Source organism: Zavarzinella formosa DSM 19928, from assembly GCF_000255705.1.
GTDB classification, from domain to species: domain Bacteria; phylum Planctomycetota; class Planctomycetia; order Gemmatales; family Gemmataceae; genus Zavarzinella; species Zavarzinella formosa.
Genome location: NZ_JH636440.1, coordinates 142135 through 156660, shown reverse-complemented (window position 1 = coordinate 156660; position 14526 = coordinate 142135). Strand labels below are relative to the sequence as shown.

Annotated in this window: 12 protein-coding genes and 1 pseudogene; 8 read left to right on the top strand and 5 right to left on the bottom strand. The window is 61.2% G+C overall.

What is annotated here, in order from left to right; all coding sequences use genetic code 11:
- The first annotated feature begins 228 nt into the window (after positions 1-228).
- A complete protein-coding gene (locus BGIM_RS0111245; RefSeq protein ID WP_040889003.1) occupies positions 229-1755 on the top strand; it encodes an ATPase domain-containing protein in 1527 nt (508 codons plus the stop codon).
- Complete coding sequence (locus tag BGIM_RS49895; protein WP_020469877.1) at positions 1752-3701, top strand: ATP-binding response regulator; 1950 nt, start codon at positions 1752-1754, stop codon at positions 3699-3701. The genes BGIM_RS0111245 and BGIM_RS49895 overlap by 4 nt, the downstream gene beginning before the upstream one ends.
- Before the next feature lie 15 nt (positions 3702-3716).
- Here the strand turns inward: BGIM_RS49895 and purH are convergent, their stop codons facing one another.
- Together purH and tilS are read right to left on the bottom strand one after the other, a co-directional pair.
- On the bottom strand, positions 3717-5285 hold the full coding sequence (gene purH, locus BGIM_RS0111235) for a bifunctional phosphoribosylaminoimidazolecarboxamide formyltransferase/IMP cyclohydrolase (RefSeq protein ID WP_020469876.1): 1569 nt from the start codon (positions 5283-5285) through the stop codon (positions 3717-3719).
- Between the two features lie 192 nt (positions 5286-5477).
- Positions 5478-6470: a tRNA lysidine(34) synthetase TilS gene (tilS, locus tag BGIM_RS49890; protein ID WP_084759824.1), complete on the bottom strand. Its 993-nt coding sequence runs from the start codon at positions 6468-6470 to the stop codon at positions 5478-5480.
- Between tilS and BGIM_RS57315 the strand changes: the two genes are divergently transcribed.
- The 5 genes from BGIM_RS57315 (at position 6456) to BGIM_RS0111205 (ending at position 10131) form a co-directional block, all read left to right on the top strand.
- Positions 6456-7022 carry a DUF2752 domain-containing protein gene (locus tag BGIM_RS57315; RefSeq protein WP_020469874.1) on the top strand — a complete coding sequence of 189 codons (567 nt, stop codon included), beginning with the start codon at positions 6456-6458 and terminating at the stop codon, positions 7020-7022. The genes tilS and BGIM_RS57315 overlap by 15 nt on opposite strands.
- A 126-nt stretch (positions 7023-7148) precedes the next feature.
- Positions 7149-7844 (top strand): hypothetical protein, encoded by a 696-nt coding sequence (locus BGIM_RS0111220; protein ID WP_157368888.1) that lies wholly within the window; start codon positions 7149-7151, stop codon positions 7842-7844.
- A 20-nt stretch (positions 7845-7864) separates the two neighbouring features.
- Positions 7865-8233, top strand: a complete 369-nt coding sequence (locus BGIM_RS0111215; protein ID WP_020469872.1) for a hypothetical protein — start codon at positions 7865-7867, stop codon at positions 8231-8233.
- A complete protein-coding gene (locus BGIM_RS0111210; RefSeq protein WP_020469871.1) occupies positions 8230-8514 on the top strand; it encodes a hypothetical protein in 285 nt (94 codons plus the stop codon). Before BGIM_RS0111215 ends, BGIM_RS0111210 begins: the two co-directional genes overlap by 4 nt.
- An 87-nt stretch (positions 8515-8601) precedes the next feature.
- Entirely contained in the window at positions 8602-10131 is a 1530-nt protein-coding gene (locus BGIM_RS0111205; protein ID WP_020469870.1) for a lipopolysaccharide biosynthesis protein, read from the top strand.
- Between the two features lie 91 nt (positions 10132-10222).
- On the opposite strand, the gene BGIM_RS0111200 is transcribed toward BGIM_RS0111205, so the two are convergent.
- From BGIM_RS0111200 to BGIM_RS0111190, 3 genes are all read right to left on the bottom strand, one after another.
- A complete protein-coding gene (locus tag BGIM_RS0111200; RefSeq protein WP_020469869.1) occupies positions 10223-11242 on the bottom strand; it encodes a 2-oxoacid:ferredoxin oxidoreductase subunit beta in 1020 nt (339 codons plus the stop codon).
- 254 nt (positions 11243-11496) lie between these two features.
- On the bottom strand, positions 11497-13398 hold the full coding sequence (locus tag BGIM_RS0111195) for a 2-oxoacid:acceptor oxidoreductase subunit alpha (protein WP_020469868.1): 1902 nt from the start codon (positions 13396-13398) through the stop codon (positions 11497-11499).
- A 68-nt stretch (positions 13399-13466) separates the two neighbouring features.
- The gene (locus BGIM_RS0111190) at positions 13467-13934 is read right to left on the bottom strand and encodes a CBS domain-containing protein (RefSeq protein ID WP_020469867.1); all 468 of its coding nucleotides are present in this window, start codon (positions 13932-13934) and stop codon (positions 13467-13469) included.
- A gap of 349 nt (positions 13935-14283) precedes the next feature.
- On the opposite strand from BGIM_RS0111190, the pseudogene BGIM_RS64790 reads away from it, so the two are divergent.
- Positions 14284-14526, top strand: a pseudogene (locus tag BGIM_RS64790) (IS982 family transposase); the annotation flags it as partial.

The window sequence follows — 14526 nt, the reverse complement described above, 5'->3', positions numbered from 1 at the left end:
GGCAAGATCATCCGTGCTACGCTTCTTTTTCCAAGCATTGGCACGGTTTTTGCCGGGAATTATTGGGCCAAACAAGCAATAATTGATCGATGTCCTTCGTTGGTTCTCCCAATGATTGATGGCTACAATCGCTTTGGGTGACCTGTTTTGGAAGTTCGCCCGCCACTCGTGCTGAGTTGGCTGGCCTTTCGACAGATGGACGCTCCGGCCAACCGACAGAAAGATCACATGAACCCCCGCTCCGACGAACGGATTCCGACCGGGGTTCCCGGCCTCGACTATGTCCTTCTCGGCGGCTTTGTCTCCGAGGGGTTCTATCTGGTGCAAGGCGACCCCGGATCGGGGAAGACAACCGTTGCCCTCCAATATGTCCTCGGTCGGCTCGCGGCCGGGGAATCCAGTCTGTACATCACCCTCACCGAATCCCGGCGTGACTTGGAAAACGCCTGCGCCTCGCATGGATGGTCGCTGGACGGCATCGAAATCTGCGACCTGACGCTCTCGGCCGCCAATCTGTCGGGGGAGCCGGAATCCTCCGTCTTCCATCCCTCCGAAACCGAACTCGGGGAGACGACCAAGGCCATCTTCGCGGCCGTGGACAAGGCCAAGCCCAAACACGTTGTTTTCGACGGCTTGTCCGAAATGCGGCTGCTCGCCGGCAACCCCCTCATTTACCGGCGGCAATTGCTGGCCCTCAAGGAGTTCTTCGCCGCCCGGCACGCCACCGTCCTCCTGCTGGATGATCGCTCCTCGCCGTTCGGAAGCGTGCTTCCCGAAAGCCTCGTCGGCGGGAACATTGTGCTGGAGCGAACCCTGCCACAATACGGCCGGGCCCGGCGCCGGATGTATGTGACCAAGGTTCGGGGGTCGAACTTCCGGGAAGGGTTCCACGATTACGAGATCATCCAAGGCGGGGTTGTGGTCCATCCCCGGCTCGTCGCCGCCGAACACCATGAAAAGTTTGTTCGCAAACTCAGACCCTCCGGCTTGGCGAATCTCGACACCATGCTTTTCGGGGGCCTGACCACTGGCTCGACAACCCTGATGCTCGGGCCGGCGGGCGTGGGCAAATCGACGATCACCATGCAATTCTGCGTGACGGCGATGCAGGCAGGCGACAAGGTGGCGGTGTACATGTTCGACGAGGTGCTGGACACCTTGGTCGAACGAGTCGAGAAACTCTGTCTGGGCAAGGAAGGCGGCTTGCGGGCATTTATGACCGAAGGCATGCTTCACGCCCAGCAAGTGGACCCCGCCGAGATGACGCCCGGCGCCTTCGCCCACGAGGTTCGCCGGGCCGTGGAAGCCGGGGCCAAGGTCATTGTGATCGACAGCCTGAACGGATACCTGAATGCCATGCCGGAGGAGCGGTTCCTCACCACTCACCTGCACGAACTGTTCAGTTATCTGAACCAAAAGGGGGTCACCACGTTGATGGTCGTGGCCCAGCATGGCATGATCGTGGGGGGCGGCGGGATGGCCGGGGATGTGGATGTCAGCTATCTGGCCGACACAGTCCTTCTGTTCCGCTACTTTGAGGCGCGCGGGGAGATTAAGCAAGCGATCAGTGTGTTCAAGAAGCGTACCGGCGAGCATGAGCGGACCTTGCGGCAGATGACCATCTCGTCAAAGGGGGTGACCATCGGCGAACCGCTCCGGGAGTTCCGGGGAGTGATGACGGGGGTGCCCCAGTACGAAGGACTCACGTCGCCAATCCGGGAACAACCCAAAGCGGAAGGAGCGTCCGCTTCGTGACACCGGCGACTTTGCACGATCAGCGAGTTCTTGTGTTGATGCCCACCGTGCGCGACGGTGAGCGGACCCGCGCGGCCCTCGCCACGGCCGGGCTGGAATGCGATGTGTGCGCGGACATGGCGGACTTGTGCCGACGAATGACCGAGGGGGCCGCCGTCGCCCTGCTCACCGAGGAAGCTCTGACCGCTGACCGCGCGGGCCGCATGGCCGACGCGATTCTCGCGCAACCTCCGTGGTCCGATTTTCCCCTCGTCGTCCTGGCGCGAGAAGGAACAGAGAACCGGCCGGAGGTCAACCGCGAGACCATGAACATCTCGTTGGTGGAACGGCCAATCCGCATCCGGTCTCTCCTGAGCATGGTGAAGTCGGCCCTTCGGTCACGCCGGCGCCAGTATGAGGTCCGCGATCACCTTCTTCAACATGCGCGTCAGGCGGCGATTCTCCGGGATCAGGAAGAACGGCTTCAATTCGCCCTGTCGGCCGGTCGGCTGGGATCGTGGACTCTCGATCTGGCCACGGGGCAAATGGAATGTTCGCCCCGATGCAAAGAAAATTTCGGCCGCCCGGCACAAGAAGCGTTTTCTTACCAAGACCTGTTTGACGCGATGCACCCGGATGACCGCGAACGGGTCGGGGAGGCCGTCCGGCGGGCAATCGACAATCGCACGGACTACGATGCCGAGTACCGAAACATCTGGCCGGACGGGGCGGTTCATTGGGTGATGGTGCGGGGACGGGCGACCTATCGCCCGGACGGCACCCCCGCCCGCATGACCGGCGTGTCCCTCGACATGACCGACCGGCGGCGAGACGAGGACGCCCTGCGGGACGCCGACCGGAAGAAGGATGATTTCCTCGCTCTGCTGGCCCATGAACTGCGGAACCCGCTCGCCCCGATTCGCAATGGCCTGCAGGTGATCCGCTACGCGGACACGCGGGCGGTGCGGGAACAATCGCAGAATATCATGGAGCGGCAACTCGGGCACATGGTCCGTCTGATCGACGACTTGCTCGACATCTCCCGGATCAATCGCGGCAAAATGGAGCTTCGTCTTGCCCGGATTTCCTTGGCCGAAGCCGTGGAAAACGCGATTGAGACCGCCCGCCCGGCCATCGAGAAAGCGGGCCATGAATTAGAGGTGTCCCTGCCGGCCGGGCCGGTGATGCTAGATGCGGACCTGACCCGGCTGGCCCAAGTGTTCGGCAACCTGCTGACCAACAGCGCCAAATACACCCCGGCGGGAGGCCGAATCCGACTGACGGCCGAACGCGATGGCGGCCAGGTGAAGATCAGCGTGCGTGACACCGGCATCGGCATCCCCCCGGAGGCCCTGCCCAAAATCTTCGACATGTTTTCCCAAGTGGACCGGAGCATCGAGCGCTCCACCGGCGGTCTCGGCATCGGTCTGGCGCTCGTTCACGGGCTGGTCGAGATGCACGGAGGGACCGCGACGGCGGCCAGCGAGGGGCCGGGGCAGGGAAGCGAGTTCACGATCCGTCTGCCCGTCGCCGCCGGTTTGCCGACCGACAGTCCCCAAGCCGGGAGAAACAGCCCGGAGGTTGCCCCCAACCGGCGAATTCTGGTGGTGGACGACAACCGGGATTCGGCCGAGTCGATGGCCATGATGCTTCAACTTCTCGGCAACGACGTGACCGCCGCACACGATGGAATCGAGGCGGTGGAAAAGGCCGGGGAGTTTCGGCCCCAGATCATCCTCATGGATGTGGGGATGCCGAGGCTGAACGGGTACGATGCCACCCGCCGAATCCGCGAACATTCTTGGGGGCGCGATGTCACCGTGATCGCCCTGACGGGATGGGGACAGGACGGGGACAAAGCCCGTTCCAAAGCGGCCGGATGCGACGGGCATTTGGTCAAGCCGGTCAGCCTGGATGACCTGACCAAATTGCTAACCGAGTTGACGACTTCGGCCGCCAAGGCGTGACTGGCGGCTGAATCATCAGTGCCGGAAGTGCCGCACGCCGGTGAAGAGCATTGTCAGGCCGCGTTCGTCGCAGGCAGCGATGGATTCGGCATCCCGTTGCGAGCCGCCGGGTTGAACGAACGCCACCACACCGGCTTCGGCGGCCGAGTCCACGTTGTCCCGGAAGGGGAAGAACGCATCAGAGGCCAGCACGGCCCCTTTGACTCGCTCCCCGGCTTTGCGGATCGAGATTTGCGTCGAGTCCACCCGGCTCATTTGCCCGGCGCCGACACCGACAACCATTGAGCCGTTTGCCAGCACAATCGCATTGCTCTTCACATGCTTGCACACCCGCCAGGCGAACCAGAGGGCTTCCAGCTCGGCGGTCGTCGGCTGGCGCTTCGTCTTCACGACCCACTTCGAGGGATCATCGGCCCCGGCATCGCGGGCTTGCACCAGCAAGCCGCCGTCCACCCGGCGGAAGTCGAGAGCTTTGCCGCTCGCCACCGTGAACGGGCCGGTTTTGAGCAGTCGGACGTTTTTCTTCCACGTTGGCTTGGTGGTGAGGATTTCAAACGCGGCCGGGTCGAAGTCCGGGGCGATGATGCACTCGACGAACTTGCCCGGCTCGGCCAGCTTTTCGGCCGTCGCCGCGTCCACCGGGCGGTTGAAAGCGAGGATGCCGCCGAAGGCACTGGTGGGGTCGCCGGCGTAGGCATTCAAAAACGCATCAGCCAGTGTTGATGCGATGGCCGCGCCGCACGGGTTGTTATGCTTGACAACCACGGCCCCCGGCTCGGTGAATTCCTTCACGAGATTCAGAGCGCTGTCGAGGTCCAGCAGGTTGTTGAAGCTCAGTTCCTTGCCGTGCAGGACTTCCGCTCCGGCGACGGTGTCCGGTCGCGGGGGTTGCTCCGCGTAGAATGCGGCCGGTTGGTGCGGGTTCTCGCCGTATCGCAGCGGGCTTTTGCGGGCCAGCGTGACGCTGAAGCGGGCGGGGAGTTCTTTTTCTTCCGAGGTCTTGCCGAAGTAGTTGGCGATGGCCGCATCATAAGCGGAGGTGCGTTCAAACACTTCCTTCGCCAGCCGCCGCCGGGTTTCCAGTGTCAGTGTCCCGCCGGATTTTTGCAGTTCTTCAATCACTTCGGCGTATTGGCTTGGCGAAGTCAGCACGGCGACGGCGGCAAAGTTTTTCGCGGCCGAGCGGAGCATGGACGGCCCGCCGATGTCGATGTTCTCGATCACTTCCTCATCGTGGACGCCCGGCTTGGCGACCGTTTGCTCGAACGGATAGAGATTGCAAACCACCAAATCGATGGCATGGATGTCGTGTTCGGCGATCTTCGCCATGTGTTCCGGCAAATCTCGCCGGGCGAGGAGGCCGCCGTGGATCTTCGGGTGCAAGGTCTTCACCCGGCCGTCGAGCATCTCGGGAAAACCGGTGACTTCGGAAATATCCTTCACGGGAATCCCGGCCTCGGCAATCGCCTTGCGGGTTCCCCCCGTGGAGATCAACTCCACGTTGAATCCCGCCAGCACGCGGGCCAGATCCATGAGGCCGGTCTTGTCCGAAACACTCAACAACGCACGCCGAATCATGTACATCCTCAGTCCGTGGGCAACGGCAGGGTTTTTGGGAGATAGGGTTTGGGAAGCAGGGTTTAGGGTTTAGGGTTTATGCGAACATTTTACATGTTCCTAATCCTGTCTGCTAAACCCTAGACCCTAGACCCTAAACCCTGCTTCCTAAACCCTGAGCATGAAATGCTCGTCTTTGATCGCATTTTACGGATCGTGTCACCTCGGGCCAACGCGGATCAGGCGGCCGGTTCCCCGGATACTGATGCCGTCCGGCATATCGGTGGCGGTCATTTCTCCGTGGGCCACGGCGGCGGCTCGTTGCCAGTGGTCGCGGGTCATGCCGCCGAGGGGCCAGCCTTCGCGTTCCCACACCCGGTGGAACAGTTCCCGCAGGTCGTGATCCGGGAGGCCGGCCAGCGGGGGCTGGCTGAGGATCACCAAACTGCCGGCTTTTGGCCGTTCGACGATGGACAGCAATTCGCCGATTCGTTGGTCCACTTCTGCATAAACTTCTTGGGCTTGGGAAGCGAGTCGGCCCAAGGCTTCGCTCAAGTGAGGGTTGAACGTCTTCAACAGGGGAAGCAATTCGTGCCGGATGCGGTTGCGGGTGTAGGCGGTATCTTGGTTGGTGGCGTCTTCCCGCCACGATTGGCCGGTGGTTCGGAGGTAATCCAGCACATCGGCCCGTGTGAGGCCGAGCATTGGGCGAACCAGTTGAACACCCTCCACGAGCGGCCGGGCCGGGGCGATGCCGCGCAGGCCGCGAATGCCGCTGCCGCGAATCATGCGGTGGAGGACCGTTTCGGCCTGATCGTCGGCCGTGTGGGCGGTCGCCACCCAGCGGGCGTTGTTTTCCTTCGCTACTTGGGCGAGGAAGTCATATCGCAACCGGCGGGCGGCGGCTTCCAGGTTCTCGCCGGTGGCGGTCGCGATGGCCCGCACGTCGGCGGTTCCGTGATGGCAAAACTGCTCCCCGGCGAGTTGATTCACGAAAGCCGCGTCCGCGTCGCTTTCCTTTTCACGCAATTGGTGGTTAAAATGGGCAATGGAGATTCCCCCCGCCCACGGAAGTTCCCGGAACGCCCGCCGCATCGCCACACTGTCCGCGCCGCCGGAGACGGCCAGAACCCCCGGTCCCCGCTCGTTGCCGAGAATCGATGACAACGAGGCATGAATTTCCAATGAAAACCGGGAATGCGAAATATCCATCTTGACCCGCCGAACAGAGACCGTTACACCCTGACCCACTCGGAACAGACGATGGATGACCAACCGCCGCCCCCGCCCATCCGAACAGCCACCCGGCCGCCCAAGCCATCGGAGGAACGCCCGACGTGGTGGGTTCGCGGGTTGCTCCTGTTAATGGCGGCCCTGTTCGCCACGGTGTTTTACGTGGCGACGCAGGTGAGGCCCTACGGGCCGGACGGCGAACCAATGCGGATGGCCTCCCACGAGAGTTTGGGGCTTCCGCCATGCAACTTCAAGCAGGTGGTGGGAATTCCCTGCCCGTCCTGCGGGATGACGACGAGTTTTGCCATGCTTGTCCGGGGGGACGTGTGGAACTCGTTGCGGGCCAACTGGGTCGGCACCCTGCTGGCCACGGTTCTTGCCCTGTCGGTTCCGTGGAGCATTTATTGCTCCCTGCGGGGCCGGTACTTGTGGGTGAGACGGTTTGAGATTTTCGTGCCTCTCGCCATGGGCGTCTATGTGGTCTTGATGCTGACGCGATGGGTGGGGGTGATTGTTTGGGACAAGCTTTGAGCGATGAGCCGAAAGGCCATCAGCTGGGCCAATGTCGATGGCCGGCTTTGTTCAGGGGATTTGGGGTTTGGCTCATGGCTCACGGCTTGCGGTCAGGATGGCCGCAGCCTTCGGGGGGAAGGTTCCATGTCGAAACGGATTTCGCGGCGAACGATCGTTCTCGGGCTGCTGGCCAGCAGCGTCAATTTCGGGTGCGGGACCAATCCCTTCCTGATTCCCGAGATTCTCTTTGGCGGGCGGGAAGCGCGCAGCCTGGCCGAGTTTCCCTTCAAAGTGCAGCCAAAGCATGAGGACGCCAAGGTCGTCGTGCTGGTTTCCAGCAAACCCGGCCTGCCCTCGGACCTTTCCGGCGCGGATCGCAAGCTGAACGTCGAACTGATGCAAGTGCTGGACGCCCGGCTGAAGGAGAACGAGGAAAAAGTCCAGGTTCTCAAGATGCCGAAGATCGACGAATACAAGTCCGAACATCCGAACTGGCGGTCAGCCCACCCCTACGACATCGGCAAGAATTTTTCCGCAGACTATGTCGTCGATGTCGAGATTATCGACATGGATCTCTACAAGCCAAACAGCCAGGGCCAGTGGCTCCAGGGACGGGCGGCGATTTCCGTGAACGCCTACGATCTTTCCAAGAGCGTGAGAGACCCCGCCTTCCACTCGGATTATAACGTCGAATTCCCGAAGGGCCGCGAGATCGAGGTGGAAAACCGTTCGCAGATCTCCGGGTTCTATCAAAAATTTGTCAGCCGGATTGCATTTGACATATCGCTCAAATTCACCTCTTCGACAACAGATCACCAACGAACCTTTACGATGGATTAATCTCATCAGGCGGGGCCGCCGTGATTTTCGTCCTCGTCTTGTTCGTCACGATCTTCACGACGGTCATGAGTTTGATCGTTGTCGGGGCCATCGGTGCCGGCGGCTACTTCCTCGGCCAGCAATACGGCTGGGGATGGTGCGTCGCAGGGGCCGGGCTGGAATTCGCCCTCGCCGGGAGGTTCTGGCGCAAGGCCGGCCGACAGGCCGCCCTATGCTCGACAGGCATTTGGGCCGTCTTCTGGCCGATCTCGAAAGACGAGCCGACGCCCATCTATCGGCAAATTGATCGAATGCAGGTGGGAGGCTGGTTGCTGGCGACCCTGTTCGCCACCGTGGCGGCTTTCATGTTTCTGGTGAATATCGCCCTTCTGACGGCGGGCAAATCATGACACCGGAGCAAACAGCCGGGGTGATCGAAAAACTTCGGATCGCCGCGAGCCAGCCCGTCAACACCGATGATTGGTCGTCGGAATCCGCGTGCATCATTGAGGAATGCCTCGAAGACTTGTCGAACACCAAATCGGATATCCGGGAAGCCATTCCCATCTTGATGAGTCTGCGGCACGACAAACGGCCGCAACCCACCCCAATGGCCCTCTGCGGCCGGAGTTGCCACACCCTCGGGGACATGGCCGATTCGCTGTTGCAATCCATTTCCAAGCCCGAGTGAAACTCGTCTGGCCGAAAAAACACCCTCCATGGTATCCTGTCGGGTGATGAACACCCGAGAACTCTTGCGCCAGGAGGGCGACCACTAATGGGCGCGCCCGTTCGCAAACGATTGATGCTCAGTGCCGTCAGCAATTGGCTGGCGTTTGCCGCCACGCTGCTGGTGAGTTTCTTCCTCACCCCGTACATGATCCGGCGGCTCGGGGCCGGTCCTTATGGCGTGTGGGCATTTGTCGAATCATTGCTTGCTTATCTGACACTATTCGACCTTGGCATTGCCGCCTGCGTGGTGCGCTATGTGGCGAAGTTCCACCAAACCGGCGAGGCCGACCGGTTGCGCGGGTTGCTTTCCACGACGTGGTTTCTCTTTTCGGCTCTCGCCGGAGGAGCCTTGCTCGTCGGCGGGGCGATCATCCCGTGGTCGGTGGCGGGAATGGCTTCCAGCGGCGTTCCCCGCACGGAGGCGATGACCTTCGGCCTGCTGATGCTCGGGAACTTGGCGATCACGCTGCCGTTAAGCGTCTTCCCGGCCATCCTCGACGGGTTGGAACGTTATGGCTCCAAGAGCGTCGTCCGGTTGATCGTGCTGACAATCCGGACGGGGGTGTTGATCGCGGTCCTCGAAACCAGCGGCACGCTGTTGGATGTCGGCTTGGTCATCACCGTCGGCAACGTGTTGGAACACGCGATTTTCGCCGTGCTGTGCCGGAAATTTCTGCCGGAGATTCGCTTCCGCTGGCGGCATGTCAACCGGGAATCGTTCCATGAAATCCGGGGCTACGGCACGAATGCGTTCCTCGCCATGATCGCCGGGCGGGTGACGGTGCAGAGCGGCACGCTGATTGTGGCCGCGTTTCTCGGCATGGGTTCGGTGACGGCCTTCGCCATCATCGGCCGGCTGGTCGAGATGGCCAAATCCCTCTTGCGCACCGCCATCACCACCTTGACCCCGGCCGTCAGTTCGCTGGAAGCCGCCGGGAAACACGATCAAATCCGCGACATGTTCGTGAAGGCCACGCGCTTCGTGTTGTATCTGATCCTGCCGATCCAAGCCGGTTTTGTGATCTTCGGGGAAGTGTTCCTCAACCTCTGGCTGAAAGACCCGGCTTACGGTGAAACCTGTTATCGCCCCCTCGTGATCCTCAGCCTGCCCCTGTCGCTGGCGATGGCCCAATCCGTCGCCGCCCGCATTCTGTACGGCACCGGAAGGCTCAAAACCTTCGCTCGCATGTCTCTGCTGGAAGCGGCCGTCAACCTCGCCCTGAGCATCGTCTTGTGCCAATCATTCGGCCTGATTGGTCTGGTGTGGGGAATCGTATTGCCAAACGTGTTGATCAATCTGTGGACCATCCACGAAGCCCGCCGCCCGATGGGATTATCGTGGGGAGACTATCTCTGGGGAAGCTGGCTGAAACCGCTGATGGCAAGCGTGATTCCGGTAATGATTTGGCTGCTGTTGGCCCCGCAAGTGACGACGTGGGCAACGCTGATGGGCGTGGGATTGGCGGGGATGTTGCCGTATGGGATGGTGATCGTTGGTTGGGAAATTGGCCTGAAATGGAAAGTCCGTGTGCCCTTCGGCATGTTCAAGACAACAGCAAAGAGCCCCGCTGCGTAAGCGGCGGGGGTAGCTTCCATGGTGTGGTAGCCACCCCCGCCGCTTACGCAGCGGGGCTCTTTGTTTTCACTGAAAACTGAAAACTCCGCCTTTATTCCACCGTCCACAAATCATCATTCTTGAACATCTTCATCAGATCGCCTTTGCCCTTCTTGGCGAGGGCGTCGGCCGATTGCTTGGCTTGGAGTTCGTCGTAGCTCGGCTTGGACACGTTCCGCACGACGCCGAAGGCTTCCGGGAAGGCCGGGCACATGAAGCGGCTCAGCAGGTAGGCCATCGTCGGGTTTTCGACGTTTTCGTCGTGGACAACGACATCATCCAACGCGCAATCTTTGCCGATGGTGACCACTTCCGGCGTCAGCCCGTTGAGGCGGATGCCCTTGTTGCGGTCCTTGCCGAAGATCATCGGCTTGCCGTGTTCAAGGAACATGGCGTTGTCGGACTTGGTGGTCTTTTCGGTGACGTATTCAAACACGCCGTCATTGAAGATCTTGCAGTTCTGATAGATCTCGACGAAGGCCGATCCCTTGTGAGCGGCGGCCCGTTGCAGGGTCATCGTCAGGTGGTTCGGGTCAAGGTCCATCGTGCGGGCGACGAAAGTGGCCTCGGCGGCAATGGCCATCGACAGCGGCCGGATCGGCGAATCCACCGAGCCTTGCAGCGTCGTCTTGGACTTGGTGCCGACGCGGGAGGTCGGGGAGTACTGCCCCTTGGTGAGACCGTAAATCTCGTTGTTGAACAACAACACCTTGATGTCGATGTTGCGGCGCAAAGCATGAATCAGGTGATTGCCGCCGATGGAGAGGCCGTCGCCGTCGCCGGTGACGACCCACACCATGAGTTCCGGCTGGGCCAGCTTCAACCCGGTGGCGAACGTCGGCGCCCGCCCATGGATGGTGTGGAACCCATATGTATTCATGTAATACGGGAACCGGCTGGAACAGCCGATGCCGGAGACGAAGGCCATCTTCTCACGCGGAAAATTCAGCGTGCTGAGGGCCTTCTTCATCTGGGCGAGGATGGAGTAATCGCCGCAGCCCGGACACCAGCGAATTTCCTGATCGCTGGCGAAGTCCTGGGGCTTGAGAGTCGGTAATGCAGTGGTAGCCATGAGTATGTTTTCAGTTATGGGAGAGTTTCAGGTTTAACCTCACCCCCCGGCCCCCTCTCCTAAAAGAGAGGGGGAGCAAGAGGGAGGGAATGCTTGCCAATTGCTTCCAGCCATCTTCCGCTTGTCTTGTCCCCCCTCTCTTTTAGGAGAGGGGGAGCAAGAGGGCGAATATCACTGCAACAACTTCCCGTCTTCATCGGGCGGTCTTGTCCCCCCTCTCTTTTAGGAGAGGGGGTTAGGGGGTGAGGTTGTCTTTACGACTTCAAAATCCCCTCAATCGCCTCTTCCAGTTCGCTCACCAAGAAGGGCCGACCCTGAACTTTATTATACCCTTGGGCCGGGATCAGGAACTGAGCCCGCAACAGGAGCAGCAACTGACCGGCGTTCAGTTCGGGGATGAGGAACTTCTTGAACTTCTTGAACACCTCGGCGGTGTTCTTCGGGAAAGGGTTCAGGTGGCGGAAATGCACCTGGCCGACCTTGAGACCCTTGCGGCGGGCCCGTTGGACGGCGGTGGCGATGGAGCCGTAAGTGCCGCCCCAGCCGATCACCAACAGGTCGCCGTCCTGATCTCCTTCGATTTCAAGGTCGGGGATGGTCTTGGCGATGTTGGCGACCTTTTGGGCCCGCGTCTTCACCATGTGTTCGTGGTTGTGGCCGTCGTAGTTGACATTGCCGGTGCCGTCCTGCTTTTCGATGCCGCCGATGCGGTGTTCGAGGCCGGGGGTGCCGGGGATGGCCCACGGCCGCACCAGCAGTTCGTTCCGCTTGTACGGGAGGAACGTGCCGGGTTCGCCGGCGCCGTTTTCGTGCGTCTGGCCGTTGGAGGAGTTCGGGCCGGTCGGGTGCTGGACCTTGATCGACGGCAGTTTGGAAAGATCCGGGATCGGCCACGGTTCGGCCCCGTTGGCGATGTAGCCATCGGACAGCACGAACGTCGGCACCATGAATTGGGTGGCGATGCGGATGGCCTCGAAGGCCATGTCGAAGCAGTCGCCGGGCGAACGCGGGGCGACGATGGCCACGGGGCATTCGCCGTTGCGGCCGAACATGGCTTGCAGCAAGTCAGCCTGTTCGGTCTTGGTCGGCAGGCCGGTGCTGGGGCCGCCGCGTTGAACGTCGATCACGACCAAGGGAAGTTCGGTCATCACGGCCAAGCCAATGGCTTCGGCCTTGAGGCAGATGCCCGGCCCGCTGGTGGCGGTGATGCCGATGGCCCCGCCGTAGGCCGCCCCGATGGCGATGCCGACGGCCGCGATTTCATCCTCGGCTTGCAGCGTTTTCACGCCGAAGTTCTTCATGTCCGCCAGTTGATGAAGAATGTCCGAGGCCGGGGTGATCGGGTAACCGGAGAACACCAGTTGCTTCTCGGCCAGCGTGGAGGCCGTCACCAGCCCCATCGCCATCGCCTCGTTCCCGGTGATCTTCCGGTAAACGCCGGGGGTCATCTTGGCCTTGGCGACCCGGTATTGCACCGGCATCACCTCGACCGTGTCCCCGTAGTTGTAACCGGCTTTGAGGGACCGCGTGTTGGCTTCCAGCACGTCGATCTTCTTGCCGAACTTGTCCTTGATGTACTTCAGCGTGCCGTCCATCGGCCGCTCGAACATCCAATACACGAGGCCGAGCGCGAAGAAGTTCTTGCAACGGTCGGAGTCTTTCGGCGTCAGGCCGCACTCTTTGACGGCTTCGCGGTTCAGGGTGTCGATGGCGACCCGGACAACGCGGTAACCCTTGAGCGAGCCGTCTTCCAGCGGGTTGACGGTGTATTTGGCTTTCTTCAGGTCGTTGGCCCCGAAGGAATCCGAGTTGACGATCAGGATGCCGCCCGGTTCCAGGTCCCGGAGGTTGGTCTTCAGGGCGGCCGGGTTCATGACGACCAGACAGTTCAGCGTGTCGCCCGGCGTGTGAATATCCGAACTGGCGAAGTGAACCTGAAAGCCGGATACCCCGGCGAGGGTTCCGGCGGGCGCCCGAATTTCGGCCGGGAAGTCCGGGAACGTCGCAATGTCGTTCCCGAGAACGGCCGAGACGTTGGTAAACTGGGTTCCGGCGAGCTGCATGCCGTCCCCCGAGTCGCCGGCAAACCGGATCGTAATCGACTCGACTTCTTGCACTTTCCGACTCGCCGAATCCGGCGTCGCGGTCGCGGACATTGAGAGTTCCTTGAGTCAAACACAAATGGGAGAGAATATGGACACGGGCGGTTTTTCGGGTGGGTGGTTCAAGCCCCCTCGGCCGACGCGGGGTGGGCCGTCGGGTCCGGGGGTTGGCAATATACGGCGGCCGGGTAATGTTCGACCAGATACCGGACGATTCGCTTGGCGGATACCATGCCAACGGGCCGGTTGTCATCATCAACAACCGGCAGGTGGCGGTGCCCGCCGGACTTCATTCGCCGCACGGCCGCCCGCACGCTGTCACGCGGGTTGACGGTTTCCGGTTGCGGGGTCATCACGTCGTTGATCGGCGTTTCCAAGCTCTTGCCGACGGCCAGCACGCGGCCCATCAGGTCGCGCTCCGTGAAAATTCCGGCGAGGGTTCCGTTTTCGGACACCAGCACACAACCGATGTGTTCTCGCCGCATGAGGGCAACGGCCTCGGCCACGGTACTTGCGCGATCCACCATCCGCGGGGATGACGGTTCGAGCCGCATCACGGGATCATTGCGGAGGTTGCGGGCCAATTCCATGAGACAATACCACCTGTGGTCGGACCGCGTCTTGGAATGTCAAACCGTGGTTCCAAGGGACCGGGCCAGTCGCCGACAGATTGTTCGGAAGGTGCGGACTCGGGAAGGTGAACCTGAAAACGACCACACGAATAATTTTCCGCAGCCAGCCGCCGGATGGCAAGAGGGGGGGGGGAAGTTTCATGGCAAGGGAGGAGAGAATGACCAATGACTGAATGACCAATGGGGCATTATGCTAGTTCGTCGGCAGTGAATACTTGTGTGGCCTGAAAAAGAAGTCCTTAGCGCTGGTTTTCTAGGATGAGATTAGCGGTCGCATCCCTGATTCCCAACGAAAAGGACATTCGCCATGATAGCCGATTTCACCGATTTCTGCACTTGGGTCTATTGCCTCGTCGACGACTTTGTCCGGCCGCTGGCTCCCTTGCTGCGACGAACCGGCCCCGAGCCGGAATGTTCCGACTCCGAACTGATCGCCATGGCCGTCATCGGCGAATGCCGGGGATGGCATCGCGAAACGGAACTGCTCGCCGCCCTGAGGGATTACAAGCATCTGTTTCCGCGTCAGCCGGGCCAGAGCCGGTTTAACCGA

Coding starts and splice junctions, on each gene's coding strand:
- BGIM_RS0111205 (WP_020469870.1), top strand. CDS start 8,602: ATGGGCGCGCCCGTTCGCAAACGATTGATGCTCAGTGCCGTCAGCAAT.
- BGIM_RS57315 (WP_020469874.1), top strand. CDS start 6,456: ATGCGAAATATCCATCTTGACCCGCCGAACAGAGACCGTTACACCCTG.
- BGIM_RS0111190 (WP_020469867.1), bottom strand. CDS start 13,934: ATGGAATTGGCCCGCAACCTCCGCAATGATCCCGTGATGCGGCTCGAA.
- purH (WP_020469876.1), bottom strand. CDS start 5,285: ATGTACATGATTCGGCGTGCGTTGTTGAGTGTTTCGGACAAGACCGGC.
- BGIM_RS0111210 (WP_020469871.1), top strand. CDS start 8,230: ATGACACCGGAGCAAACAGCCGGGGTGATCGAAAAACTTCGGATCGCC.
- BGIM_RS0111220 (WP_157368888.1), top strand. CDS start 7,149: ATGTCGAAACGGATTTCGCGGCGAACGATCGTTCTCGGGCTGCTGGCC.
- tilS (WP_084759824.1), bottom strand. CDS start 6,470: ATGGATATTTCGCATTCCCGGTTTTCATTGGAAATTCATGCCTCGTTG.
- BGIM_RS0111200 (WP_020469869.1), bottom strand. CDS start 11,242: ATGGCTACCACTGCATTACCGACTCTCAAGCCCCAGGACTTCGCCAGC.
- BGIM_RS0111195 (WP_020469868.1), bottom strand. CDS start 13,398: ATGTCCGCGACCGCGACGCCGGATTCGGCGAGTCGGAAAGTGCAAGAA.
- BGIM_RS0111245 (WP_040889003.1), top strand. CDS start 229: ATGAACCCCCGCTCCGACGAACGGATTCCGACCGGGGTTCCCGGCCTC.